This is a genomic window from uncultured Desulfovibrio sp. (assembly GCF_910584445.1).
In the GTDB taxonomy this organism is placed as follows: Bacteria; Desulfobacterota; Desulfovibrionia; order Desulfovibrionales; family Desulfovibrionaceae; genus Desulfovibrio.
Window position 1 is genome coordinate 15,387 of sequence record NZ_CAJUBO010000011.1, and the last position, 24,622, is coordinate 40,008.

General features: G+C 69.2%; 29 protein-coding genes. 10 read left to right on the top strand and 19 right to left on the bottom strand.

Annotation, left to right across the window (positions count from 1 at the left end; all coding sequences use genetic code 11):
• Nucleotides 1–9 precede the first annotated feature (9 nt).
• From QZ294_RS06530 to QZ294_RS06615, 18 genes are all read right to left on the bottom strand, one after another.
• Entirely contained in the window at nt 10–2,130 is a 2,121-nt protein-coding gene (locus QZ294_RS06530) for a hypothetical protein (RefSeq protein WP_297048162.1), read from the bottom strand.
• The gene (locus QZ294_RS06535; protein WP_297048164.1) at nt 2,121–2,492 is read right to left on the bottom strand and encodes a tail fiber assembly protein; all 372 of its coding nucleotides are present in this window, start codon (nt 2,490–2,492) and stop codon (nt 2,121–2,123) included. Before QZ294_RS06535 ends, QZ294_RS06530 begins: the two co-directional genes overlap by 10 nt.
• A gap of 13 nt (nt 2,493–2,505) precedes the next feature.
• Nucleotides 2,506–4,143 carry a hypothetical protein gene (locus tag QZ294_RS06540; RefSeq protein WP_297048166.1) on the bottom strand — a complete coding sequence of 546 codons (1,638 nt, stop codon included), beginning with the start codon at nt 4,141–4,143 and terminating at the stop codon, nt 2,506–2,508.
• Complete coding sequence (locus QZ294_RS06545; RefSeq protein WP_297048168.1) at nt 4,140–4,742, bottom strand: hypothetical protein; 603 nt, start codon at nt 4,740–4,742, stop codon at nt 4,140–4,142. Before QZ294_RS06545 ends, QZ294_RS06540 begins: the two co-directional genes overlap by 4 nt.
• 102 nt (nt 4,743–4,844) lie before the next feature.
• Complete coding sequence (locus tag QZ294_RS06550; protein WP_297048170.1) at nt 4,845–5,285, bottom strand: hypothetical protein; 441 nt, start codon at nt 5,283–5,285, stop codon at nt 4,845–4,847.
• Between the two features lie 140 nt (nt 5,286–5,425).
• Nucleotides 5,426–6,412 (bottom strand): major capsid protein, encoded by a 987-nt coding sequence (locus tag QZ294_RS06555; RefSeq protein ID WP_297048171.1) that lies wholly within the window; start codon nt 6,410–6,412, stop codon nt 5,426–5,428.
• 51 nt (nt 6,413–6,463) lie between these two features.
• Complete coding sequence (locus tag QZ294_RS06560) at nt 6,464–6,967, bottom strand: hypothetical protein (protein WP_297048173.1); 504 nt, start codon at nt 6,965–6,967, stop codon at nt 6,464–6,466.
• Complete coding sequence (locus QZ294_RS06565) at nt 6,915–7,277, bottom strand: hypothetical protein (RefSeq protein ID WP_297048175.1); 363 nt, start codon at nt 7,275–7,277, stop codon at nt 6,915–6,917. The genes QZ294_RS06560 and QZ294_RS06565 overlap by 53 nt, the downstream gene beginning before the upstream one ends.
• Nucleotides 7,274–9,124, bottom strand: coding sequence for a portal protein (locus QZ294_RS06570; RefSeq protein WP_297048177.1), 1,851 nt, complete (start codon nt 9,122–9,124; stop codon nt 7,274–7,276). The genes QZ294_RS06565 and QZ294_RS06570 overlap by 4 nt, the downstream gene beginning before the upstream one ends.
• Nucleotides 9,125–9,311: 187 nt before the next feature.
• Nucleotides 9,312–10,076 (bottom strand): GNAT family protein, encoded by a 765-nt coding sequence (locus QZ294_RS06575; protein WP_297048179.1) that lies wholly within the window; start codon nt 10,074–10,076, stop codon nt 9,312–9,314.
• Nucleotides 10,073–11,419 carry a hypothetical protein gene (locus QZ294_RS06580; protein WP_297048181.1) on the bottom strand — a complete coding sequence of 449 codons (1,347 nt, stop codon included), beginning with the start codon at nt 11,417–11,419 and terminating at the stop codon, nt 10,073–10,075. Before QZ294_RS06580 ends, QZ294_RS06575 begins: the two co-directional genes overlap by 4 nt.
• A 14-nt stretch (nt 11,420–11,433) precedes the next feature.
• Nucleotides 11,434–11,748: a hypothetical protein gene (locus QZ294_RS06585; protein WP_297048183.1), complete on the bottom strand. Its 315-nt coding sequence runs from the start codon at nt 11,746–11,748 to the stop codon at nt 11,434–11,436.
• Nucleotides 11,748–12,143, bottom strand: a complete 396-nt coding sequence (locus QZ294_RS06590; protein WP_297048185.1) for a DUF2730 family protein — start codon at nt 12,141–12,143, stop codon at nt 11,748–11,750. The genes QZ294_RS06585 and QZ294_RS06590 overlap by 1 nt, the downstream gene beginning before the upstream one ends.
• 18 nt (nt 12,144–12,161) lie before the next feature.
• Entirely contained in the window at nt 12,162–12,548 is a 387-nt protein-coding gene (locus QZ294_RS06595; protein WP_297048186.1) for a hypothetical protein, read from the bottom strand.
• Nucleotides 12,548–13,231 carry a glycosyl hydrolase 108 family protein gene (locus QZ294_RS06600; RefSeq protein WP_297048187.1) on the bottom strand — a complete coding sequence of 228 codons (684 nt, stop codon included), beginning with the start codon at nt 13,229–13,231 and terminating at the stop codon, nt 12,548–12,550. Before QZ294_RS06600 ends, QZ294_RS06595 begins: the two co-directional genes overlap by 1 nt.
• A gap of 253 nt (nt 13,232–13,484) precedes the next feature.
• The gene (locus tag QZ294_RS06605) at nt 13,485–14,036 is read right to left on the bottom strand and encodes a Mor transcription activator family protein (protein ID WP_297048190.1); all 552 of its coding nucleotides are present in this window, start codon (nt 14,034–14,036) and stop codon (nt 13,485–13,487) included.
• A 106-nt stretch (nt 14,037–14,142) separates the two neighbouring features.
• Nucleotides 14,143–14,358, bottom strand: coding sequence for a hypothetical protein (locus tag QZ294_RS06610; RefSeq protein WP_297048192.1), 216 nt, complete (start codon nt 14,356–14,358; stop codon nt 14,143–14,145).
• Between the two features lie 85 nt (nt 14,359–14,443).
• The gene (locus tag QZ294_RS06615; protein WP_297048194.1) at nt 14,444–14,632 is read right to left on the bottom strand and encodes a hypothetical protein; all 189 of its coding nucleotides are present in this window, start codon (nt 14,630–14,632) and stop codon (nt 14,444–14,446) included.
• Nucleotides 14,633–14,635: 3 nt separating this feature from the next.
• Between QZ294_RS06615 and QZ294_RS06620 the strand changes: the two genes are divergently transcribed.
• The 6 genes from QZ294_RS06620 to QZ294_RS06645 all read left to right on the top strand — a co-directional run bounded on the left by QZ294_RS06620 (nt 14,636) and on the right by QZ294_RS06645 (nt 19,817).
• Entirely contained in the window at nt 14,636–15,313 is a 678-nt protein-coding gene (locus tag QZ294_RS06620) for a helix-turn-helix transcriptional regulator (protein ID WP_297048196.1), read from the top strand.
• 150 nt (nt 15,314–15,463) lie between these two features.
• Nucleotides 15,464–16,138: a nickel pincer cofactor biosynthesis protein LarB gene (gene larB, locus QZ294_RS06625; protein WP_297048198.1), complete on the top strand. Its 675-nt coding sequence runs from the start codon at nt 15,464–15,466 to the stop codon at nt 16,136–16,138.
• Entirely contained in the window at nt 16,135–17,058 is a 924-nt protein-coding gene (gene larC / locus QZ294_RS06630) for a nickel insertion protein (protein ID WP_297048200.1), read from the top strand. The genes larB and larC overlap by 4 nt, the downstream gene beginning before the upstream one ends.
• Before the next feature lie 104 nt (nt 17,059–17,162).
• A complete protein-coding gene (locus tag QZ294_RS06635) occupies nt 17,163–18,479 on the top strand; it encodes a cytochrome ubiquinol oxidase subunit I (protein ID WP_297048202.1) in 1,317 nt (438 codons plus the stop codon).
• A 2-nt stretch (nt 18,480–18,481) separates the two neighbouring features.
• Nucleotides 18,482–19,507 carry a cytochrome d ubiquinol oxidase subunit II gene (cydB, locus tag QZ294_RS06640; RefSeq protein ID WP_297048205.1) on the top strand — a complete coding sequence of 342 codons (1,026 nt, stop codon included), beginning with the start codon at nt 18,482–18,484 and terminating at the stop codon, nt 19,505–19,507.
• Nucleotides 19,497–19,817: a hypothetical protein gene (locus QZ294_RS06645; RefSeq protein WP_297048207.1), complete on the top strand. Its 321-nt coding sequence runs from the start codon at nt 19,497–19,499 to the stop codon at nt 19,815–19,817. Before cydB ends, QZ294_RS06645 begins: the two co-directional genes overlap by 11 nt.
• A gap of 81 nt (nt 19,818–19,898) precedes the next feature.
• Here the strand turns inward: QZ294_RS06645 and QZ294_RS06650 are convergent, their stop codons facing one another.
• On the bottom strand, nt 19,899–20,342 hold the full coding sequence (locus QZ294_RS06650) for a thioesterase (protein ID WP_297048210.1): 444 nt from the start codon (nt 20,340–20,342) through the stop codon (nt 19,899–19,901).
• 313 nt (nt 20,343–20,655) lie between these two features.
• Between QZ294_RS06650 and rpmE the strand changes: the two genes are divergently transcribed.
• The 4 genes from rpmE to dinB all read left to right on the top strand — a co-directional run bounded on the left by rpmE (nt 20,656) and on the right by dinB (nt 24,605).
• Nucleotides 20,656–20,868: a 50S ribosomal protein L31 gene (rpmE, locus tag QZ294_RS06655; protein ID WP_297048213.1), complete on the top strand. Its 213-nt coding sequence runs from the start codon at nt 20,656–20,658 to the stop codon at nt 20,866–20,868.
• The gene (locus QZ294_RS06660) at nt 20,855–21,853 is read left to right on the top strand and encodes a DUF1385 domain-containing protein (protein WP_366140558.1); all 999 of its coding nucleotides are present in this window, start codon (nt 20,855–20,857) and stop codon (nt 21,851–21,853) included. Before rpmE ends, QZ294_RS06660 begins: the two co-directional genes overlap by 14 nt.
• 196 nt (nt 21,854–22,049) lie before the next feature.
• Nucleotides 22,050–23,120, top strand: a complete 1,071-nt coding sequence (gene prfA / locus QZ294_RS06665; protein ID WP_297048216.1) for a peptide chain release factor 1 — start codon at nt 22,050–22,052, stop codon at nt 23,118–23,120.
• Between the two features lie 225 nt (nt 23,121–23,345).
• Nucleotides 23,346–24,605: a DNA polymerase IV gene (dinB, locus tag QZ294_RS06670; protein ID WP_297048218.1), complete on the top strand. Its 1,260-nt coding sequence runs from the start codon at nt 23,346–23,348 to the stop codon at nt 24,603–24,605.
• Nucleotides 24,606–24,622 lie beyond the last annotated feature (17 nt).

Here is a 24,622-nt window from a genome sequence, read left to right on the forward strand (position 1 = left end):
CGGAACGGTTCACCGCTCCCCGAAATCCGTATCGACCATCAGCGCCACCAGCCGGAAGGGCAGCGGCCTGTCCTGCACGATCCAGAACGTGGCGCGGCTTTCCTGCGCCCCGCCGGGAAAGAACTCCAGATCGCCGGAAAAGGGTTCCACCGCCGCGCCCCACGCTTCCGGCACGAACGGAAGGTCATGGAGCGTCTCCCTCTCCGGCCCGTACTTGCCGCCCACGCTGCGGTGGAGCCGCATGGCGCAACGCCCGTGGGAACGCATGCGGCCGAGCGTGGTGCCGCCCTGGGTATCGGACTCCAGCGGCAGGGGCGACAGGGCGGACACATAGGGCAGGCCGGCCTGGACCACATGGGCCGGATACGGCAGGGAGATGCTCCCCCCGCACACCACGCAGCCCTCCACGGGGCTGCCGTCGGCAAGCACGGCCAGTTCCCTGCCCTCGAGGTGTTCAAGGCCGTCCACCGTGGCCGAGGCCGTTTCGCGCCGGAGCGTGCGCCCGCAGTCCACCAGAAAGGCCTCCGCCACGGGCGCGCCATCGGGCCAGACATCGGCCAGACGTTCGAGGAACCAGCGTTTCCGGCCGTCCGTCTCCCGTTCCGCCACCAGAAAAAGCGCGTCGGCGCCTGCGCCGGGGATGCAGGCCACCGACCAGACGCGGCCATCGGTGATCTGGCGCGACCAGCCCCAGATATCGTGTTCCTTCATGTAGGTGAGCGCCAGGAGCAGGCCATCGTCCCGCACGGCCCAGATGGTGGAGCCGGGACTCTGCTGGTAGGTCCACTGGCGCAGGAAATGCCCCTCGAAGAGATGCGGCGCGAGGATGGAAAGGTCATTTCCCGCATAGCCGTCCTTTTCCAGCGAATAGAACAGGTCGCGCACCCGGCTGCCGTGCCGCTGCACATGGAGGATGGAATTGCCGATGATGATGGGCGCAAGCCCGGCGCTGCCCCAGTAGGACTGGGCCGTGATGCTCACGTTGCTGGCCGTGATGGCCGCGCCGTCGCCACCGCTGGCCTTGTATTCGCTCCCCGAGGTGCCCAGGAGGAGGTCGCCGAAACTGGCGACCCAGGTGATGGCGTCAATGGCGCCGGACGCAATCTGGTACTCCACGGGGTCATCGTCCTGGAGGGGGCGGGACTTGCGGAAATTTTCAAAATCCCCGCTGCGCGACATGTAGAACGCCTGCGGCGAGCGCGGCGTGGCCGCCAGCACCATGCGCTGCTGGTGGAACGCCACCACCGCCGGATGGTTTCCCCCGGCGAACGGGTCCCAGTCTTCCCGGGGGGTATCGGCGGTGTCGGCCTCGTAGTTCTGGTCCGAGAAGCTCGTGCCCTGCGCCACTCCGATAAAGCCGTAGTACCCCGCTTCCTCCCGGTAGACGTTGTATTCCGCCGCGCCCTCCACAGCCTGCCAGGTGACTGTGGCGGAATTGCCCTGCACCCAGTCCGAAGGATGGCGGCTGCCGGACGCCCCGGCCGCGTCGGAGGGCAGGGACTGGCGCCCCTTTTCGTCCACCGCCGCCACCTTGTAGCGAAGCGTGAACGAGCCGCCGCTCCCGGAAAAGGACGCCTGCACGGCTGCGGGCGGCGGCAGCGTCGCATTGAGCCGCACTTCCTCCAGGCTCCAGGCAAAGGCATGGAGCGGCGCCGCCCCGGTGTCCTGCGCCACGGCAGGGGGCGCCTGCCCCGCGTCCGCCGCGCCATCCCCCGCGGGGGCGTCGCGGCGCACCACCTTGTGCAGCGGATGGCGCGGATGGGCGAGATAGACCACATCCCCCACCTGGGCATGGCTCAGGGCGTGCAGCTCCCCGGCCGCATAGGGCGTTGCCAGCGTCTCCAGACCGGGGACCGGACCGTCCGCATCGGCGATACGCAGGCTGTGGTCCCCGAAAACGAGCAGAAAATTCTGGCCCGCATCGACGCTGAAACTGAACGGCACCAGCACCGAAGGGCCGTCAAGCTCCGCGAGAAAGCGGGTCCCGGGGCGGCGCGCCACGTCGCCGTGAAGTCCGGGGAGCATGTTCTCCAGGCATCCCACACAATTGCGGTAGCGCGCGAGATCATACCGGGCGGAAAGCGTGGGCGCGATCTCGCCGCCTGTAAAATTTTGCAGGGCTACGCGCACGCCGCATCCTCCTCCCGCGTGTTTCCCGGCAGCACCGGCCACGGGGTCGCCTCGCCGCCGCCGTCCCAGGGGGCGCCCTCCCGCGCGGGCAGGTCGCGCAGGGCCTGGCGGTAAAGGGTCAGCGCCACCTTCCGCTCGCTGGCGAGGGGAGAGTCCGGCAGCAGGGCATGGTCCGTTGCGGCAAGCCGTTCGTCCCGGGCGGCGCGCAGGGCGGCAAAAAGCTCCTCTTCCGTGGGCGGGACCGGCGCGGGCGCGGGGTGGGCGGCCTGCCAGTCTTCCGGCGTGACGTGACCTTCGGGCTGCGCGCCCTCCTCCCACACTTCGGGATTGCCCGCGGGGCTGTAGTAGATCGCGGTTTTCATGGCGTGCATCTCCTTATGCTGCTGCGACGGTGGGGTCGAAATATTCGATGATGATAGCGCCATCTCCACCCTTGCCACCATACCCGCCCTGGTCGGAATCCCCGCCGCGTGATGCGCCATCGAAAGCGGCGCCGCCATATACATAGGTAGCCGAGCTGGTGGAACCTGAATATATCCCGGCACCTCCCCCGCCTCCGCCGCCATATCCTGTTCCATTCAGTCCACCAGCCCCACCATTTCCAATATACCCAGAATTTGAAGAACCGCCATTGCTGGCCCCGGCTGCCCCTCCTCCACCTACATATCTGCGCGCTCCGCGACCAAGAACCGCATCCATGCCGCCACCATTGGTCCCCTCGGGTGTTGTATTGAAAGAGTCTTGTTGCGCGCCTCCTCCTCCAATATGATATATGATGGAACTGCCTGCTGTAAGATACACATAGGCACATGCAACGTGACCAGCGCCGCCCCCGCCCCCGCAGCCTGCGCTGGTGGTGGAACCTCCTCCACCGCCTCCACCGCCCCCGCCCCCACCGATGGCATGACAAAAAGCAGTTGCAGGGTTATTGCTGCCAAAGTACGTGGTACCGCCACCGTATCCACCGCATCCGCCATTGCTGTTACCTTTTCCTCCATGGCCGCCCGCGCCCCCGCCGCCGATGCAGGTGATGCGATACCAGCCGTCAACGGGAGCCGTCCATGTCCCTGACACCGTGAGCACGATACGCGCATTATACAGCATCATGCCCCCCAGCGCGGCGGGGAGGAGAGCGATGTCCTCCGGGCGCAGGACGGCCGCCGCGCCGCCGCCGGACGCGGCCCCGGCCCGCACTTCGTCCTGCGTGGCGAGCCGGACAAGGCCGGGAACGGCTGCCCCGGCGGCAGGCACGGATATGCCGCCGTTTTCCCCGACCGTGATGCTCGTGCCGTCAGGCCTGACCTTGCCCGCCATCTCCGGCGTGGCAAGGGGCACCACATCCGCGGCGATGGCCGCCCAGGTTTTGGCGCTTTTGCTCTGCGGGTCGTCCGGGTCGGGCGGCGTCTCGCTTTCGGCCCAGGCCTGCGCCAGGGCGGCGCTTTCGGCGGATTCCCCGGCGGAAGAGGCGGCGTCAGCGGCGCTCCCGGAAGCGGCGCCTGCCGAGGCGGCCGCCGCGCTCGCCGAACCCGCGGCCGCCGTGGCGCTTGCGGCGGCAGCCGTGGCCGAGTTCGCGGCCGCCGCCCTGTCCGCCCGGATGCCGTTCAGCAGGCCTTCCGGGCTTTCCCCGCCGGTCGGCTCCACCACCACGGCCCGGGCGAGGCGCTCCCGCAACTGCTGACGTTCGGCCGCGGCCACGTCCAGGGCCGTCTCGATGACCTCCGGGTCAAAGCGCGTGCCGGTGACAAGGTCCACCTCCTGCACGAAGGGCATGTCGCGCATGATGGCGAGCTTCCAGCCGTCCGGGAGCGGCGCGCCGTTGTGGAGGTAACGCACGGTGCCGCCATCGCCGTCCAGTTCCGCCGTCCAGCCCGTGGCCGCCGATGTTTCGCCCGTGGGCGCCGTGAGCAGGACAGACAACTGTTCCTCTTCCCACACCTTGAACGAGAACGGAAATTCCACGGCCTGCCCGTTGCCTGCATACAGGGCGCGGCTGTCGCCGCGCGGCATGGTCACGCAAGCTCCCGGCGGGCGGACAGCCAGGCGTCGTCGGCCCGCGTCCCGCGCTGTTCGGAAGCCGCCGCCTGCCGCGCGCGGGGCAGGCTTTCCGCATAGAGCTTTTCCAGCTCGGCCACCTTCTGGCCGTTATTCTTGAGCAGCGGCACCGCCACCAGGGCGGCCAGCCTGCGCGCGAGCGTGTGCGCGAAGAGGTCGTCAAAAAGCCCGCTCTGGCGCACATCCGCCGTATAGAGCAAAAGGGCGCGGGAGGCGTCGGTCAAAAGGCAGGGCGCGGTCCCCGCCCCGTCCTGGGCCAGCGCGAAAGGCCGGGAGCTGATGCCTTCGTGACGGACCTCATGCGCCTTGAGGCAGTCGCGCGGCACGGCATAGGCAAAGCGGAATTCCGGCTCGTATCCCGGAGGCAGGGGCATGCGCCCAAGCCATGCGCGGCGCTGGGCGAAGCTCCACGGAAAGTCGCGGAGCACCTGCCGCCGGGCGGAATCCCAATACAGACGGCACTGGATGGCTTCGGGCGTGTTTTCCCGTTCAGACGCCACGGAACGCGCGCCCAGAAAGCCGAGCGCATGGTTCCAGATGGAGATCTGGGTACTGGTCATGAGGCTCCTTTCCGCGCAGGGAAGCGGGTCTGCCGGGGCGCGTCGCCGCGCCCCGGATTGCGGACTGGATTGCGGACTGGACCGGTTCCACGGCCGGGCGCGCTACTTTTTCTGCAGCGCCGCCTCCCACGGCTGTTCGTCCTCGCGCATCAGGGCCGCGAAGATCCGGCCCTTGCCGGGCGTCTTGCCTTCCTTGGGCGTCGGCGTGAGCCGGAGGCGCAGAAAGGACGCGCGCACACCCTGGGGCAGGAAGCGCGGTCCCAGGCGCGCGCCCGCCACGAGCGCCGCACCGGGAGCCGTCCAGGCGGCGCCGGGCACGGCCGTCCAGCCGGACGCCTCGGCATCGGCCGTGGCGGACTCTTCCAGAACGAGGGCAAGGCTCTCCACCTCGGCGGGGTCAAACCCCTCGGTCACGGAAATGCGTACGGGCATGGGTTCCATCCTGCCCGGCAGGGTCAGGGCGGTGAGGGCCACGACCGGGCCGGTGGCCTGGGCCTTGAGCGGCCCCTCGAAAAAAATGGCGTTCCTGTCGATGATGGACATGGATACCTCCTTGGGGAAGCTGAAACTGGCGGATGCGGGAGTGGACGCCCGCGCCGGATAAGCGTCCGAAACGCGTTCCGGACGCGAAGCGATGGCAGCAAAAAGTGAGGGGAAAGGGATACCTTCAAGCAAAAAATGCTCTAAATGACCGCTTCGCCGGACGAAATGGCGTCGCACTGGCGCACGGGACGCCCATGGAGGACGGGGACGGCTTTGGCGGCGAAGAACTCGCCGTACTGGAGCTGGACATTGCCCGCGTCGGAGTTCTGGAGTTCCAGGGCGGTGAGCACGTCGCTGTTGGCATACCACACGGCTTTCTGACGCAGATGCTGGGGCATGCGGTTCTTGGCCTCGATGCTCAGTTTCTGGAGGTCCACGAAACCGCTCTGCCCCTTGCGCTTGCCGAGGGCGGCCACGGGCAGGTTGGCAACGCGCACCACGCCGCGCCAGTCGCGCACGGCCAGGCCGCAGCGCCAGTTGTACTTGTCGCCCACCACCTGATATTTCCTGCCGTCCGGGTCCTGCGTCATATAGGAGTGCAGGTCCTCGTGGGAAAGGCCGCCCGCGCTGCCGCGGGGGTAGATGCCGTGCACGGCCTGCGCGCCCCAGGCCACGAGCCAGAGCGACGTGCAGGGCGTGTCGCGGCCGCCCGCGTCCAGCACGTTGTTGGCGTCGGCGGCGGGATAGCGCATGGCAAGGCCGTTGAACTCGTCGGGATTGAGATTGCTGTCGCCATAGAAGAGCGTGGTGGCGACCTTCTGGCGCATGGCCTCGGCAAAGGCCACGCCCTCGCTCATGCGGAAGGCGCGGTCGCGGCTGCCGTAAAGGCGCAGCTCCTCCACATCCAGCTCCATGATGGCCTCAAGGATGCCGCAGCCCTCCTTGACCTGGCTCCACTGCGACTTGGACGGCGGCGTGCCCTGATAGAGCCTGCGCCAGTACACGGCGGGCAGGCCCGTGCGGATGCGCGTCAGGTGGCCGTCGGACTGGTTGGATTCCATCCACGGCACATCGTCCATGATGTCGTTGGTCTTGTTCATGAGTTCAATGATCTGTCCGGCCCTGTCGCCGCGATAGAACTGCTCCATCTCGGCCAGCGTTGCCACGAAACCAAGGGACTGGGACATGCTTCCTCCTTGTGTTCTGGGTTTGCCGCGTCTGGCGGAAGTTTCCGGGGATCATCGGGAATGCCAGCCGGCGTACATGCGCTCCTCCAGCGGCGCCAGACCGCCCTCCGGGCTGCCGGGCGCGGGGACGTCCTCCATGACCGCGTCCGCCAGGCGGTTGAAAAAACGCACGATGTCAGGATGGTTGCCGTAGCCGGAGGCCTGGAGCAGCCGCCCGATCCTGCCGCTTTCGTCAAAGCGGCCCAGGGCGAGCTGCGCGCGGGCGATGCTGGCCTCCAGGCGCTCGCCGCCCAGCTCGGCATCCCGCGCCACCTCATCGCGCCAGGCATCCACGCGGGAGAGCCAGTGCGCGCGCTGCTCCTCCTCACGCCGCCGCACCAGGTCGGCGAGCCGCGCCATGTCCTCCGGCTCGCCGCCTTCCTCTCCCGCGGCGCCGGAAGCGGCGCCGTGTCCCGCCGGCATTGCGGCGGCGCCGCCACTCCGGGACGCGTCCGTTCCTTCCTCATCGGGCATGAAACCCGGCAGAGGGATCTCCTCCGCATCCGTCTGGCTCATCATCGTCCTCCCGTGTCAGCAAAAGGTTGGGGAAATGCGCCGTGCCGGCCGTCTGCAAAAGTCGCAGCAGGTGCATACCCACCTGCCGGGCGCCCTCGGCGAAGATCAGGCGCTCGGCCAGCGCTCCGCCGGCCGCGCCCGGCGCCTGCGCCTCGAAGCAGCGGCAGACGGCCAGGAGCCAGCGCAGGAAATCCCTGCCCTCGGGCGAAGCCATAAGCCCGTCCACAGCGGCCACCAGCCGGGCACGCTGCCGCGCGCCGGGATCCTCCCGGCCCGGCGCCGCATCCTCCCGGAACGCGTTGCCGTTCATGGCCGCACCTCTCCGGGGGCCGCCCCGGCGGTATCCGCAGCCGCCGCCTCCATGGCGGCACTGGCGCCAGCGGCATCCGCGCCGGACCCGGCGGCCCGGCCCAGCAGCTCCAGAAGCGCGTCCAGCACGCTGCCCCGGCTCCCGTCCGGGAGCGTCAGGGGACTGGCCGCCAGGCGCTCCACCACGCCCGTGGTCTCGCCGAGGAGCCGGAGCGCCTGCTCCCGGCCGGCGCTTCCGGCGCGCTCCCGACGCAACGCGTCGCGCTCCTCCTGCGGCCGCGTCAGGCTCACGGGCAGGCCCAGGGTCTCGGCGTAGGAATCCAGCAGCCTGTCCACATTGAGGCAGTCCAGCGCCTCGGGCCAGACGGCGGCCGCGCGCCCGGCCAGGGCCATGTAGCGGTCGGCCGCGCCCGTGCCCACGAGCTTCTGCGCCTGCGCCAGAAGCGAGACGAACTCCACCCGCAGGCGCCGCCCGGCAAGCTCCGGCGGCGTTGGCGGCAGCATGTCCAGCTCGCGCATAAGCTCAAAGGTGCGGTCGATGAGCGGCAGGAACAGCTCGTCGTGCAGGCGTTCGAGCACAGGCCCGATGAGCACCAGCTTTTCCTCTTCCCGCGCCGCGATCTCGCTGGCCGTGACCTGGCTCCTGCCTTCAAGGACAAGCTTGAAGAGGTCGTTGTACAGCCCCGCGCGGATCTGGTTCTGGACCGCTTCCATGGCCTTGCGCGCCGTGGCGAGATCCGGCCGCACCTGGACGAGCGGCGTGGCCGCCTGCGGACTCTGCCCGGGGATGCTGTCCACATAGTTGACGGCGCCGGGCGTGAGATCCAGCCCCACCGAACGCAAGCCGGCCGCCACGCTCATGGGCGGGTCCACGGCCTTGTGGATGGCCTTGAGGGTGGTGATGCCCATCTGTTGCAGCATGCGGCAGTCCGGCAGGGCGTCCATGGCCGGGGAACGGCCATAGACATCGTTCCCGGCCGCGTCCCAGCGCGGTCCGAAACCGGGAAAGCCCCGGAAGCCGGAAACGCGCAGGGGGTGCGCGCCCTCCCGCCCCTCCAGCCAGTGCAGGGAGGCGAAGGCCATGCCGCGCGCATCCGCCCGTCCCGGCTGGCGCTCCGCCCGGGGAAAGACCGCCTGGGCCACAAGAAAGCGCTGGTCAGGGTTGCGGCGCAAGATGGCGCGCAGTTCCTCCGGCAGGGCCTTTGCCCCGAAGGACGCGGCCATCTGGCGCAGGCTCATGGAGACACGGCGGAAGACCGTGTCCACCCGGCGGCGTTCGTTGCAGTCCAGGGCGTATTCCCCCGCGCAGAGCGGCACGAAGCTGAACCCCCAGCGCGGGTCCGCCAGTTCGAAGGCGAACGCCGTGCCGAAGGTGCCCAGCTCCGCATAGAGCGTGTGCATGACGTTGTAAAAGTTGGAACGGTGGAGGACCACGCGCATGCGATCCGCGCATTCGTCCAGCCACTCCTGCCCCTGCCGGCTTTTGGCGAGATCCGCGTCATCCAGCGAGAGGCGGAACCACGGCCGCGCGGGGCTGGTGAGTCCGCCCTGAAGCCCCGCCGCCAGCACCCGCATTGCCAGGATGCCCGTGGCGTCCACCAGCCGGCTGTTGAGCATGGGTCCTTGCCCGTCGCCCTCCCCGCCCCGTGCCGCCTCCAGCCGGAAGCGCGTGGGCAGGAAGTGCTCGGCCAGGCTGCGCCACGCCCCTTCCCACGGGGCGCGCCGTCGCAGCAGTTCCCGATGCCGGCGGGAAAGCCGCGCCACTTCCGCGCGCAGCCGCTCCGCCGCATCGGCGTCTTCCGGACCGGCCGTGCCGGTTCCCCTGTTCGCGCCAGGAAGTGCGCACATGCTTCCTCCTCGAGCATTTTGCTGATGAAAATATCTGCAAGACAGATATTTTCATCAGGTTTCGCTGCCTTCATTTCCCCGCAGAGCGGGACAAGCGGCGGAAAAGCGTGGTTTTCCGCCTCATTACGGCGCGGGCGTCTGCTCCCGCAGCCGCCAGAGCGTTTCCGCACTTCATTGCGAAAACGCTCTACTGTCCCAGCAGGGTCTTGCGCTCGTCGCCGCGCGCGCGGCCGAGCGGGCTTGTGTAGATGGAACCGCCGATGCCCGCCGCCTTCGCCGCCTTGTCGCGCTGGTTCTGGCGCGCTGCCGTGGCGGCTTCGGTGACGGGCTTCGCCACCTCCTGCTTGGGCGCGGGCGCCACTTCGGGCACGCTGGGCGTGCTCATGCCTCCTCCGAATCCCATGGCAAACTCCTGTGTTGCGCCGCCGAAAGACGCCTCTTCCGCGTGCGAAGGCATCCCCGGCGGCCGGGTAGTGTCCTCACGGGCCAGCGTCACCAGAACGCCGTCCACATACCGGCCCTTGCGGGCGTAAAAGCAGGCTCCGGGCAGCCTGCCGAGCACGCGGAAGCCGCACGCCTCCGCCAGCCGCCAGGCATGCCGGTTGGGCAGGGGACAGATGCCCGCGATGCCCGCGCACGCGAGGTGCCGGAATATCCAGGCAAAGGCGCCCCGCGCCATGAGGGGCGCGAACCGCGCGCTCTCCCGAAAGGCCGTGAAGTCGAATTCCAGCAGGTTGCCGCGCCAGGGGGAGAACAGGCCGCAGCCGAGCAGGCGCCCTGCGCGATCCTCGCAGCGGAGGAGAAGCCCGCGCGCCGTCACCGCGCGCCAGTCCCCAAGGCCCGGTGACGCAAAGGCGTACATGGCGCAGCCAAGCAGGCCCTCGGCCGCCATGCGCTGAAACGGCTCGTCGCGTTCGGCCCTTCCCGTGGCGGGGCGATAGACAAGGCTCATGGCCGCCCCCCGCTATCCTCCCCGAACATGTCGTAGCCGGTGCGCGCGCGGGCGGGCGCCGCCGTTCCGGCGGCCATGTCGGGCCGGAACCCCGTGGCCGCATAGCGCAGGGCGTCCGCCGCGTGGCTCGTCCAGTCATGGAGCGGCCCGGTGGCCTCGCCGTGCCGCCGCCATTGCCGCCGGTAGGCCCGAAGCGCCCTGATGCCCCGCGCGCAGTGCTCCGCATCGAACCAGAGGCGCGGGATGCGCCGGCGCGTGGCGTCGATGCCATCCGCCAGCGGCAGGCCCGGCGCCACGCTGAAGCGGATGCCCAGGGCGGCCGCGCTTTCCAGGCGGCTTTGCCCGGTGCCGAGTTCGCGCACGCGGATGTCGCGCGGGGCGATGTGCTGGCCGTAGACGAAACCGCGCCCGGCAAGGAACGGCAGGTCGCCCGGGGCGCCGCTTCCCGCCGGCGCGGCCTTGCCGCGCAGGATGCGCGCGTAGTGGGCCAGCCCTTCGCCCCCGGACTCGTAATAATCGAGCATGCGCCACGCGCCCGAAGGCTCGGCCTGGAAGAACCAGATGGCGGTGGCGTCGTCCATGCCCAGGTCCCAGGCCGTATGGACGGGAAGGGCCGGGTCCGGCGCAAGGCGCGTGATGCGCCCCTCGCTCTCGGCCTGATCCAGCAGGGCCGCGTAATAGGACCCGCGCAGCGCCGCCGCGAAGGAGCATTCGAATTCCTGCCGGTATTCGCTCTCGTCCATGGCGCGCCGCGCCGCCGCCAGCTCCGCCCCGGGCAGATAGCCCGTCACCGAGGCCGGAAAGCGGAAACGCGACCACAGGCCCGAGGTGTCGGCCCCGCTCTCCTGCCAGACATCATAGAGCAGATTGTCCGTGCCGCGCGGGGTGCCGCAGAAGAGCGCGCGCCCCTGCCGGTCCGCGAGCATGGGCCGGAAAACCTGGCTCCAGACCTGCCGTTCCATGTCCGCCGGCTCATCGAGCACCAGGTCGTCCAGATAGAGTCCGCGCAGGGCATCCGCGTTTTCCGTGCCCACCAGCCGGATGCGCGCGCCATTGGGCAGGATGCAGACAAGCTCGCTCTCCAGGAAGCGCGTCCCCGGCAGGGCGCCCGCGAAGCGGCGGCAATAGTCCCAGGCCACGGCCTTGGCCTGCCCGAGAAAGGGCGCGGCGTAGGCCGCCCGCCAGTCCTCGCCGCCGCGCCGCAGCGCCTCGCGGATGAGATCGTTGACGGCGGCCACGGTCTTGCCGAAACGGCGGTGGCAGAGGAGGACGCAAAAACGCGTGCGCTGCTCATGGAACCGGCGCTGGAGCGGCCGTGGGGTGTAGGGAATGACGCAGGGCATGGTGACTCCTTCAGTTACCGGCAGGTACCGGCACGTTCCGCCCCGGGCGGGATGGTCCCGGCGGATCCGCGTTCGGGTCCGGCCGCGGTGTCCGGCCGGGACGGGGCATCGGCCCAGACGACCACCAGCCGCCCGCGCCCCTGCTCCTGCGCGGACGCCTCGTTCAGGGAACGGAGCAGGGCGTGGACTTCCCTGATCTCCCGCACCACGTCCATGCTCTTGTCCGCAATGGGCGCCGCATCCAGGGTGTCGGCCAGCAGGTCGAGCCGCCGCTCCAGCCGCGCGAGCAGTTTGTCGTCCCGCCGCGCGCGTTGCGGACGCGCCGCCATCAGCTGGCCCTCCCGTCGGCGGGGAGCCGCCCCAGCCGGTCCTCCTGGCGGTCAAGGCCGTGTTCCAGCCGCGCCAGCAGCCGGTCCAGCCCGGAAATGCGGGCGTTGAGCGCCTGGATCTCGCCGCGCAGGGCCGCCAGCTCGCCGTACAGTCCGGCCAGATCCCCGGCGGCGGGCAGCTCGCGCACGCGCTCCTCCAGCGCGCTGAGACGCCCGTTCATGGCCGATTCGCGGCGGCTCTCGCGCTGGAGATGGAGCAGCCATTCGTCCGAACGCACAAAGGCCCGGCGCAGGCTCCAGAGCGCCAGCGCGAAGAGGCCCTGGACCACAAGGATGAGCAGGGACGCGCCATTGCCGGCGAAGATCCCGTGCGGCAGCAAAAACTGGTCAGTCATCATCGTCTCCCCCCTGTGTCAGAACCCCAGGCCGAGCATGCCCAGAAGAACGGCGAGGATCTGGTCGAGGGCCGAAGGCGGCAGGCGCCGTTCCAGCTCCGGCAAGAGGAGCGGAATGACGATGAGCCGCCCCACCACTTCCCAGGCGAAGAGCAGGCTCAGGGTCCAGCCGAGAAAGGACCGCCAGAGCCGCAGGCGGCTTTGCGGAGCGCCCGCGACCTCGCTCTCGTTGATGCGCCCCTGCGCCTCGTTCCGGGCGGCGCGGACCTGAAGCGCGCGTTCCGAAGCCCGGACCAGCTCCCCGGCACCGCCCGCGCCCTTTCCCGCCCCGCCGCCCCGGCGGACGAGTCCGCCCAGCGCGCCCCCCATGACCGTGCCCAGGGCCTTGCCGAGCAGGCGCCACATCAGAAGGACCCCCGTTCCAGCTCGCCGAGATACGCGGCGAGATCGGCCACCCGGTTGCGCCAGCCCTGCAGAAAGACCTTCATGGACGGGCGGCGGACCGCCAGGTCGCGATAAAACGCCTCGCGGCGGCGCAGGCTCTGCCGGGCCGCGCGAAAGGCAAGGTCCACTCCGTTCAGGGCCTCGGCCAGTTCGCGCGTCTTGGGACCCATGAGGCCGTCCTCGGCAATGGGGTTCCAGTGCTCAAGCTCGGCCTCGCCCACCAGGTTCATGGCGCTCTGGAGCTGGCGCACGGCGCGGGCCGGACCCATATTGACGGCGCCGTCATACAGGGTGACGGCCAGCGGCAGAGGAAGCCGGCCGCAGGCGAGCCTGTCCCAGAAGTGGCGGCGGAAAAGCGCGGCGGCCTGCGCCCGGGTGCAGGCGCGCACATCGTCGGCATCCACATCGCCGTCCATGTCCAGGTCCAGGGCCTGCCAGGCGCAGTCCCCGGCGGCGGGCCGGACGCAGCCGTCGCAGCTTCTCCGCAGGCGCAGGCATTCCTCCCGCGCCTCGCGGGCGAGGTCCTGCACCCAGCGCATGGAGACCCCGTACTTGGTCAGGCCGCCCGGGTCGGCGGGATGTTCGGCAAGACCGCCCTCCCAGCGGGCGGTGAAGGCATGGGCCAGAGAAAACATGTCGCGCATGGTCTGCTCCCGGATGAAGTGCCCGAAGCTTGCGGCCGCCGCCCGGCGCGGCGGCCGTGAGAGCACAATGCCAGAACAGGGCGCGCGCGTAAGAGTGAAGGGTTTCACTACCTGCAACGGCCCGCATGGCGCGGCTTTTCCCGCCCCAGCGTGCGGATTTTCGGCGCGCGGGCGCAAAAAAAGCCCGCGATCTCGCGGGCATAGGAATATTCTGGACGGGATTTTTTCTGACTTTTCTTCTGATTTCGGCTGGTTAATCGGAAATCTCCGCCTCCCGCTCCCGGACCGTTCCCAGCGTTCGGGGCAGGCGGCGCAGGGCGCGCGCCCCCCTCGGCGCGGAAGCCGTGGTCTTGAGGATCTGCCAGATGCGGCGGTCGGACAGATCATGCCGCGCGGCCAGCCGGGCCACGGCGGTCACGCTGCTCATGCCGCGCGATGTGGCGTGGCTGAACTCCCTGATGATCTCCCGCTGCCGCACGCGCGCGAGCAGGCGCCCGCAGGTGGGCACATAGAACTCCGTGCCGCCGAACGCCGTCACAAGCTTCCGCAGACAGGCGGCGCCCAGACGGCGGCGCAGGGCGTGGGGCGCCGGCGGCAGCGCGCACGGGACCCGCAGGGTGCGGCCGCCGTACGCCACAAGCACCCGCCACAGCTGGCGCATGTCCCCCAGGGCCGTCCAGAGCCGGCGGACACTGTCCGGCAGGTGCGGCAGCAATTCTTCCCAGACGCGGACCTCTTCCGCCTGACGAAGCCCCTGCCCCCAGTCGCCCCGCCGCCGGCAGGCCCGCGGCTGTCCGCCCGTCATGGACGCGCCGTTTCGGGCGCCAGGACCCGGAGCGGCGGCAGACGGCGCGGCCGCCCGCCAGGCGGCGGAGATTGCGCGCCCGTTTCCGCTGCCGCCGGACCCGCGCTCACTGGCGCACATGGGATGCTCCTTCCGGCGCGGCCGGCAGCGGCGTTCCCCGGCTTCCCTCCGCCTCCGGACGCGCAGCCGGACAGGCGGCTATCTCCGCAAGAAGGCGCAAATGCCGCTCCGCCAGCCGAAGGGCGGGCGTTTCCGGCATCCGCGCTTCCAGATCCGCCAGCACCGCGCACACAACGCGCATGCCCTCGCAAATGTCTCGCATGGGACCCCCTCTCGTTGTTCCTGTGTCTGCCTGCAAAAATTCCGCGCACGCTCCCGCGCTCCGGCCTTCCCTGAAAGGAAAAGTTTCAGGAAAGGCACGCCGCCCTGACGCCGACAACTCCTTGAGCTTTGAGGATAGACAGTATATTCTCCGTCTTGTCCGTTTGGCGTTGATCATTGTTCTCAAACTTTTCCTTTTTTTGCAAAAGAAAAATTTTTATCTTTTCCACATGGTTTGCGCCAAGACATTGAGAAAAATGAGAAAAAATGGACATGCCATGAATCCCTCCCCCGCCTCCACCCCGGCATCGGCCTTTGCCGCCCGTCTGCGCCAGCGCCGCGCCCAGCTCGGCCTGCGGAAGCCGGACCTGGCGGCGGCAGTGGGCGTGAGCCTGACCACCATCCAGCAATACGAAAACGGGCAGTTTCCCCGGGGGGAGCTGGCCGTCCGCCTTGCCGACGCCCTGCGCTGCACCCTGGACTGGCTGCTCGCGGGCAGGGGCGACCCCGAAAACGGCATCGTGGAGACGCCGGAGGCGCGTCTGGTCATGGTGCCCATGGTGGAGGCCCGGCTTTCGGCCGGAACGGGCAGCTTCGAGACCGGCGGCGACGTGCTGCGGCATTACGCCTTCCGCTGGGACTTTCTCCGCCGCAAGGGCAACCCCGCGCGCATGGCCCTGCTGCGCGTTTCGGGCGACAGCATGCAGCCGTTCATCCTGCACAACGACGTGGTCCTCATCGACCAGTCCCAGAACGAGCCGGTGCCGGGCCGCATGTATGCCGTGGGCGTGGAGGATCTGGTCTATCTCAAGATCGTCAATGCCGTGCCGGGGAGGATCATCCTCACGAGCGTCAACCCCGGCTATGCGCCCATCGAGGCCCGCACGGACGAGCAGCTGGCCGATCTTGTCCGCATCATCGGCCGCGCCATATGGGTGGGGCGCGAACTGGAATAGGCATTGCGACGATCAGGCAGGATTTTGCGGAAAACGGGCTTGACCCCCGCCGCCCGGCGCGCCAGAGTGCGGCAGTCACGTTCCTCCCGCCAGCGCGTTCGCAGGCGCCTGCGAAACATTGCGCGGGCAGACGCCAGACAGGAGCATGCCATGGATTCTCCAGGACCGGAACGACTGCGCGGCATCCTTTTCGACCATGCCCGGCGCGCGCGCATCGGCCTGCCCGAAGCGGTCTTTTGCGAGGGCAAGCCCAAGGAAGCGCTTGTCGCCCTGCTGCGCCGCTTTTCCCGGGGCTGTGGCGAGCCGGTCCTCTTCACGCGGCTGGCGCCGGAGGTCTTCGCCGCCCTGCCGGACGACGTGCGCCAGGGCTACGACTACGACGCCATCTCGCGCACGGCCTTTGGCGAGCGCCTGCCGGAACGCGCGGGCGGCAGCGTGGCCGTGGTCTCCGCCGGGGCGGCGGACGCGCCCGTGGCCCGCGAAGCCGCGCGCACCCTGGACTATCTCGGCATCGCCCGCACGCTTTTCGAGGACTGCGGCGTGGCCGGACTCTGGCGGCTGAGCGAACGCCTGCCGGAAATCAACGCGCACAGCGCGGTCATCGCCGTGGCCGGGCTGGAGGGGGCGCTCGCCAGCGTGCTGGGCGGCCTCACGCCGCTGCCCGTCTTCGCCGTGCCCACCTCCGTGGGCTACGGCGTGGCGCGGGGGGGCGCGGCGGCCCTTTCCGGCATGCTGGCAAGCTGCGCCCCCGGCGTGGCGGTCCTCAACATCGACAACGGCTACGGCGCGGCCTGCGCCGCGGCGCGGGTGGTGAACCTGTCATGACGCAAAAAACTCCCGACATCGCTCCCGCCAGTGGCGGCCACCACGCCCACGGGCAGCGGGAGGAAGCGCGCACGCGCCATACCCAGGCCCCTCCGGAGACGACCGCCGCCGGTCCGGGCGGCCGCATCCTGACCATCCGCAGCCATTCGGGCCTTTCCGGCGACATGCTCCTGGCCGGACTCGCGCTTATGAACGCCGCGGCCGACATGGCGCAGACAGAGACCGCGGCGCCTCCGGGCACAGCGGCCCTGCTGCCGGCCGCGGAGCGGATCCTGGCGGAGCTGCTCGCGCCGCTGGCGGCTGCGGTGCCCGCGCTGGAAGGCTGCCTTGCGCTCACGCGCAGGGAGGTGGCGGGCATCGGCGGCTGGCATGCCGACGTCCGCCTGCCGCAGGCGCACGGGCATCGCTCCCTTGCCGATATCCATGCCCTCATCGAGGGGTGCGGACTGGCCGAAGGGGCACGGCGCCTTGCCATGGACTGTTTTGCGCTGCTGGCCCGCTGCGAGGCGGAAGTCCACGGCACGCGGCCGGAGCGGGTGACCTTTCACGAGGTCGGCGCTCTGGACAGCATCCTGGATATCTGCCTCGCCTGCGCCCTCTTTGAACGCCTTGGCCCGACGCGGCTGGTGGCGGGGGCGCTGCCCCTGGCCGACGGCAGCGTGCGCTGCGCCCACGGGCTGATCCCCGCGCCCGCGCCCGCGGTCCTGGCCCTGCTGGGCGGCGTGCCGGTGCGGCCCTTCGAGGGCGGCGAGGACGCGGGCGAACTGGTCACGCCCACGGCCCTGGCCCTGCTGAAGACCCTTGGCTGCGAATTCGGACCCTGGCCCGCCTTTCGCGTGGCGGGCACGGCCCTTGTCTTCGGCACGCGCGTCTTTCCGGGCACGGCCAATGGCGCGGTCTTTGCCGTGGGCAACGCCTGAGACGGTCTTTGCCGCGCGGAGGCCCGGCGGCGCGCGGATTGCCATCCGCAGGCAGCCATGCTATGCCCGGAACGGCGGATACCGCTTCTGCCGCAGGAGGACATATGGATGTCGTGATGCTTTCACGGCTGCAGTTTGCCGTGGCCGTTTTCTTCCATTTCATCTTTGTGCCGCTCACCCTTGGCCTTTCCGTCATCCTTGTCTGGATGGAAACACGCTACGCCGCCACCGGGGACGAATTCTGGAAACGGCAGGTGAAATTCTGGGGACGCCTCTTCCTCATCAATTTCACCCTGGGCGTCGTCACGGGCATCACCCTCGAATTCCAGTTCGGCACCAACTGGTCGCGCTATTCGGAATATGTGGGTGACATCTTCGGCTCGCTGCTCGCCATTGAGGCCACGGTGGCCTTTTTCCTCGAATCCACCTTCATCGCCGTCTGGCACTTCGGCTGGGACCGCCTGAGCCGCAAGGCCCACTGCGCCTGCATGTGGTTCGTAGCCATCGCCAGCAATACCTCGGCCCTCTGGATCATCCTCGCCAACGGCTTCATGCAGCACCCGGTGGGCTATACGCTCAACCAGGCCGCGGGCCGCGCGGAGCTTGCCAATTTCTGGGATGTCATCCTCAACGGCTACGCCTGGGGCCAGTATGTCCACACCATCCTGGCCTCGTGGGCGCTCGGCGGGTTCTTCGTGCTCGGCGTTTCGGCGTGGCACCTCCTCCGCAAGAGCCACACCGACTTTTTCCGCCGCGCCTTCCGCATGGTCGCGCCCTATACGCTCATCCTCGCCCTGGCGCTGGCCCTGAGCGGGCACGAGCAGGGCATGAACGTGGCGCGCCACCAGCCCGTCAAGCTGGCCGCCATGGAGGCGCAGTGGCAGACCATGAGCCGCGCGCCCTTCTATCTCTTCGTCTGGCCCGATCCGGCCAATGAGACCAACAGCGTGGAATTCCTCGGCATCCCCGGCCTCATGAGCTGGATCAGCCACGGCTCCGCCGATGCCGAGGTCAGGGGCCTGCTCGATTACCCCGCCTCCGACCGGCCCCCGGTGGCCGAGGTGTTCTGGTGCTTCCGGGGCATGGTGGCCCTGGGCGGGATCTTCGTCCTCCTCGCGCTGGCGGCCTTCTGGCAGCGCAAGCGCGAGTCCGTCTGCCCCCACCTGCTCACGGCGCTCGTCTGGAACATCCCCCTGCCCTACATCGGCCTCGCCCTCGGCTGGGCCGTGGCCGAGATCGGCCGCCAGCCCTGGATCGTCTACGGACTCATGCGCACGTCGGACGCGGTTTCGCCCGTGCCCGCGGGGAGCGTGAGCCTCTCGCTCGCGGCCTTCATCGTGGTCTACTCGGTCCTGGGCATCCTGGATATCTACCTGCTCCGCAAATACGCGCTCAAGGGCCCTGACGCCCGGGAGGCATAGTCATGCTGGAAACCATCTGGTTCGTCCTCTGGACCCTGCTCTGGGCCGTATATTTCGTGCTGGACGGCTTTGACCTCGGCCTCGGCGCCCTGCTCCCCGGCATCGCCAGGACCGAGGAGGAACGCCGCATCGTCTATAACGCCTCCGGACCCTTCTGGGACGGCAACGAGGTCTGGCTCATCGCGGCCGGCGGCGTCACCTTCGCGGCCTTTCCCAGGGTCTATGCCGTCATGTTCAGCGCGCTCTACGCGCCGCTGCTCCTGCTGCTCTTCGCGCTCATCTTCCGCGCCGTGTCCTATGAGTTCCGCAACAAGGTGGACAGCCCGGCGTGGCGCGCCGTGTGGGACTGGGTCCATTTTCTCTCCAACCTGGCCGCCTGCGTGCTGCTGGGCGTCTTTTTCGCCAACCTCTTCATGGGCATCCCCATCGACGCCGACGGCATCTACCACGGCAACCTGCTCGGGCTGCTCAATATCTACGGCCTTGCCGGCGGTCTCTTCTTCCTCGCCGTCTTCATGATGCACGGCGCCATCTGGCTGACCATCAAGAGCCGGGGCGAACTCCAGACCAAGGCCCTGGCCGCGGCGGGCGTCTGCTGGGTGGCGGTGGCCGTGCTGCTTCTCGTCTTTCTGGCGCTGACCTTCTTCTGCACGGACATTTTCGCCAACTATCTGCGCATGCCCTGGCTCATCGTCCTGCCGGTCCTGGCGGTGGCGGCCCTGCTCATGGTGCCGCGCCTGCTCAATGCGGGGAAGCTCTGGACGGCCTGGGGCGCCAGCGCGCTCTTCATCGTCTGCGTGGCCTTTTTCGGCGTCATGGGCATCTATCCGAACATGCTCATTTCCAGCATGGACCCGCAGGCGACGCTGACGGCCTTCAACAGCGCCTCCACCACGCTCACGCTGGAGATCATGCTCGGCGTGGCGCTCGTCATGGTGCCCATCGTCCTGCTCTACCAGTTCTGGATGTACCGCCTGTTCTCCCGGCCGGTGACGCCTGACGATCTGGAAAGCGACCATGCCTATTGAACGCCTCGGGGCCGGGCAGCGGCGTTCCGCTGCCCGGTCGCTCCCCGCAGGCCGCTCCCCGCGCCTGCCGGGGCGCGGCCTGCTGCTGGGCGCTCTGGCCGCCCTGGCCCTCTGCGCCTGCGCCCCGCCCCGGCCGCTGACCTTTGAGGAGCAGGAGGCCTACATGGCGAAGCAGCAGTGCAGCCAGGAGGCCACGGACATGGCCGGGCCGTCGTGGGGAGGAGAAAATCCCTACTGGACCGACTATTTCGTCATGTGCATGAACCGTTTCGGCATTTCGGACGCGGCGTTGCGCCGCATGTGGTACTGAACCCGCGGAACGCGGGGCGCGGCCCGGCGCCTGCCGGCGCGGCGGGCCTTTGCCCCCTGGCGGCGACCATGGCCGGCCCTTTCAGGCGCCGGGCGTTTCCCGGGCGGCGGACGCGTGCGCCCCGGCATGGGCCTTGTCTCTGGTCCGGGACTCGAACTTCTCCCTGTCCACCACCACGCGCCGGTGCAGGCCCTCGCCGATGAGTCCGGACTCGTCCCGCGCGGACACGCGGAACGTGAGTCCCCTGCCGTTGGGCGAGACCTCCACAAGCTCGCTGAAAAACCGCACCCGCATGCCCAGCGGCGTGGCCGCCGAGTGCGACACATCCACATGCACGCCCACCGTGGTCTCGCCAGGACGCAGCAGGTCCTGCACCGAAGCCACGGCCGTGGACTCCATGCCCGCAATCATCATGGCCGTGGAAAAGACCCGGACCAGGCCGCTGCCCACCTCGTCCGCCAGATGCCGCCGCTCGACCGCCATTTCCGTTTCGCCCCGGATGCCGGGCCGCAGTGCCGTTTCCATGTCCTCCCCCCGGAAGAATCTGTTGCCGTTGTTCACGCCGGCGTGTCCCGCCGCCGGCACGCGCCGGGACGTTCCCCGCGAAGCGGCGCCCCGCGCGCGGGGCGTCCCCTGCCCCGGCACCACTATCCCGGCGCGGGGAAGCCCTGTCAAGGCGGTCCGCGCTCCCGTTTTCTCCGGGCGGGCGACATTCTGCGCTGCCGCGCTTGCCAAGCCGCGGCAAGATGCGTATAGTGTTCGCCCGCGCCGGAACTCCGGGCGAGGATATCTTGCGGCCGGCGGGGCAAGACCGCCGGCGCGCCACGAGGACGCCTTCATGAAAAAAGACATCCATCCCAAGGTTTACAAGGCCACCATCACCTGCGCCTGCGGCAACGAGGAGCAGGTGCTCTCCACCAAGGGCGAACAGGTGCATGTGGAAGTCTGCTCCGCGTGCCATCCCTTTTTCACGGGCAAGCAGCGCTTCCTGGACACGGCGGGCCGTATTGACCGCTTCAGGAAGAAGTACGCCAAGTTTGAACAGAAGTAGGCGGCTCCTTCCGCTTCTTTGCGCCTGTGCGGCCCCCTGCCCCGCCGTGGGCGGGCAGGCCGTCATGGAAGGCGTCATGATGCGGAACGGCGATGTGTACGGCCTTGCCGTGCGCCAGCCCGACGGCGGCATCCTGGCCCGGCGCCTGCCCTGGTTTTCGCTGACCAGGCGCCCGTGGCTGCGGATGCCCTTTGTGCGTGGCTTTCCCATCCTGCTGGAAACGCTGGTCAACGGCATCCGCGCCCTGAACCGCTCGGTGGAAATGGCCGACGGCGGCAACGGCGACGCCTCGGTCCTGTCCCCATGGCATGCCGCCCTGAGCCTCGGCCTGGCCCTGCTCATGGCAGTTGGACTCTTCGTGGTGGCGCCGCACCTGATGTCGCTCGCCATGCTTGCCCTGGGGCTGGGCGGCGATGTGGAGGGGCTGACCTTCCACCTCTGGGACGGGTTCTACAAATGCTGCATCTTTGTGGGCTATATCTGGCTCATCTCGCTGGTGCCGGAGATCCGCCGCGTCTTCCAGTACCACGGCGCGGAGCACAAGACCATCCACGCCTTTGAGAGCGGCAGCGTGGTGGAGCCGGAGCGCGTCCGGCGCATGAGCCGCCTGCATCCGCGCTGCGGCACCACCTTCCTGCTCTTCGTCATCTGCATTTCCATCATCCTCCAGGCACTGCTCGTGCCGCTCCTGCTGGCGTTCTGGACACCGCAGGGCGCGGTGGCGAAACATGCCCTGAGCATCGGGTTCAAGCTTCTGCTCGTCATTCCCATCAGCGCCCTGGCCTATGAGCTGATCCGCTACGCGGCGCGCCTGCCTGACGGGCCGCGCGCCAGCCTGCTCCGCGCGCCGGGCCTTGCGCTCCAGCGACTGACCGCGCACGAGCCGGACGAACGCCAGATGGAAGTGGCCGTGGTGGCCCTGGCCGAAGCCCTGGGCCGCGACGCTGACGCCGAGATCCGCACGCCCCCCTACGCCCGGCTCTAGGTTCGGACCTCATCAAAGAAAAAGTACGCCATGTTTTTTGTTTGCCGATGAAAAAGGGACGCATGCGTGTGGCGGTCACGACCCGCCGCATCCCAGACCGGCAGCGCATCAGGAGGGCCGGACCCCGGCCCGCAGCAGGAACGCCCGCCGCCCGGCCCGGGAGGGACCGCCCCGCAGATGCCCAGGAGACGCCGTCATGTTTGCCAAACTGGAAGCCCTGGAAAAGAAATACCTGGAACTGGAAGATGCCCTGGCCCAGCCCGATGTCTTCAACGACCAGGAGCATTACCGCAAGCTGACCAAGGCGCATGCGGACCTGCGCGACATTGTGGAGCTGTTCCGCAAGCACCGCGCCCTGGAACAGGAACTGGCCGAAAACCGCCCGCTGCTGCGGGACGACGACCCGGAGCTGCGCGAGCTGGCCCACGAGGAAACGCGCCGCATCGAGGCGGAGCTTCCGGAGATCGAGCGGGCGCTCAAGGTCGCCCTGCTCCCGGCCGACCCGCTGGACGAAAAGAACACCATCCTCGAGATCCGCGCGGGCACCGGCGGTGAAGAGGCGGCCCTGTTCGCGGCGGACCTGTTCCGCATGTACTGCCGCTTTGCCGAGCTTCAGGGCTGGAAGGTGGAGGTCCTGAGCGAATCCCCCACCGAGGGCGGCGGCTACAAGGAGATCATCTGCCTGGTTGCGGGCAACCGGGTCTACAGCCGCCTCAAGTTCGAGGCCGGCACCCACCGCGTCCAGCGCGTGCCGGTGACCGAGACCCAGGGGCGCATCCACACCTCGGCGGCCACGGTGGCCGTCATGCCCGAGGCCGGGGAAGTGGATGTGGAGATCCGCCCCGAAGACCTGCGTATCGACATTTTCCGCGCCTCCGGCGCCGGCGGCCAGCACGTCAACAAGACCGAATCCGCCGTACGCATCACCCACATTCCCACGGGCACGGTGGTCACCTGCCAGGACGAGCGCTCCCAGCACAAGAACAAGGCCCGCGCCATGAAGGTGCTTGCCTCGCGCATCCTCGCCGCCGAACGTGAGCGCCAGAGTTCCGAGCAGTCCGCCGACCGGCGCGCCCAGGTCGGCTCCGGCGACCGCTCCGAGCGCATCCGCACCTACAATTTCCCGCAGGGCCGCTGCACGGACCACCGCATCAACCTGACGCTCTACTCGCTGGACCGCATCATGGAAGGCGAGCTGTCGCCCCTGCTGGATGCGCTCTCCACCGCCGCCCAGGCCGAGGCGCTCAAGGCCCAGGCGGACGGCTAGGCTCAGGCCGCATTAAAAAGACAAAGTACGCTATGTTTTTTTGTTTGCCGGGGAAAAGGGAAGTTTTTCCGCTCGCCGCCCGAAGCAGTGCACAACCCGCCGCATCCCGACCGGCAGCGCATTGATAGGGTCTGACCAAGGCTCAGGCCGCATTAAAAAGGTTTGCCATACATCTGCGCCAACCCTCGCGCGCGCCCGCGCGATCGGCGCGGCCGGGAGACCGCCATGATCCTCCATCTGGACATGGATGCGTTCTTCGCCTCCGTGGAGCAACTGGACGATCCCACGCTTCGGGGCAGGCCGGTCATCATCGGCGGCGACAGGCGCGGGGTCGTCTCCACGGCTTCCTATGAGGCCCGGCGCTTCGGCGTCCACTCGGCCATGCCCATGACCACGGCCCGGCGGCTCTGCCCGCAGGGCGTTTTCCTCCGGGGACGGGGGGCGCGCTACAGCGAGCTTTCCGCCCGCATCATGGCGTGCCTGCGCGAATTTTCTCCGGCCGTGGAGCCGGCCAGCATCGACGAGGCCTATCTGGACGCCTCCGGGCTGGAACGCCTGTTCGGGCCGCCCGAAGCCCTTGCCCGCGCCGTCAAGGCGCGCGTGGCCGAGGTCACGGGCGGCCTCACCTGTTCGGTGGGCCTGGCGCCGGTGAAATTCCTCGCCAAGATCTGTTCCGAAGTGAACAAGCCCGACGGCATCTTCATCCTGCCGCCGGAAGCGGTGGACGACTTTCTCCTGTCCCTGGAGGTGACGCGGCTGCCCGGCGTGGGCAGGCGCATGGCCGAGAGCCTGCGCGGCCTGGGCATCACGCGCGTGGCGCGGCTTCGCGCCCTGAGCCGCGAATTTCTCGAACGGCGCTACGGCAAGTGGGGGCTGGTGCTGCATGAGCGCGCCCGCGGCATCGACCCGCGGCCCGTGACGCCGGAGCACGAGGTCAAGAGCGAAGGCGCGGAGCGCACCTTTGCCCGAGATGTGCGCGACAGGGAACTGCTCTGCCGGGCGCTCTTCGCCCATGCCGAACGCGTGGGCGCGCGCCTGCGGCGCAACGGCCTGGCCGGGCGCACCGTCACCCTCAAGATCAAGTTCGCGGATTTTCGCCAGATCACGCGCTCCCGCACGCTCGGCGGCCGCACCGACGCCACCGCGACCATCTTCGAGACCGCGCGCGAACTGCTGGAAGAGGAAGACCCCAGCCAGCCCATACGCCTCATCGGCCTGAGCGTGTCGGGCTTCGAGGCCCCGGCGGAGCAGCTCCTCCTGCCCGGCGCGGCGGGATGCTCCGGGCGCCGCGGCAGGGGCGGCCTGCCCGCGCCCGAGGAAGAGGCGCGCCGCCGCCGGCTGGACAGGGCGCTGGATGTCCTGCGCGACCGCTTCGGCGCAAACGCCGTGCAGCGCGGCGGCATCCATGGAACGGACCTCTCCGGCGAGACGGAGCGGCCCGGCGGGAAGGACGCTCCGGGGGGAACGGCGGGGAAGGAACGTTGAGCCATGGCCGCCGGCAG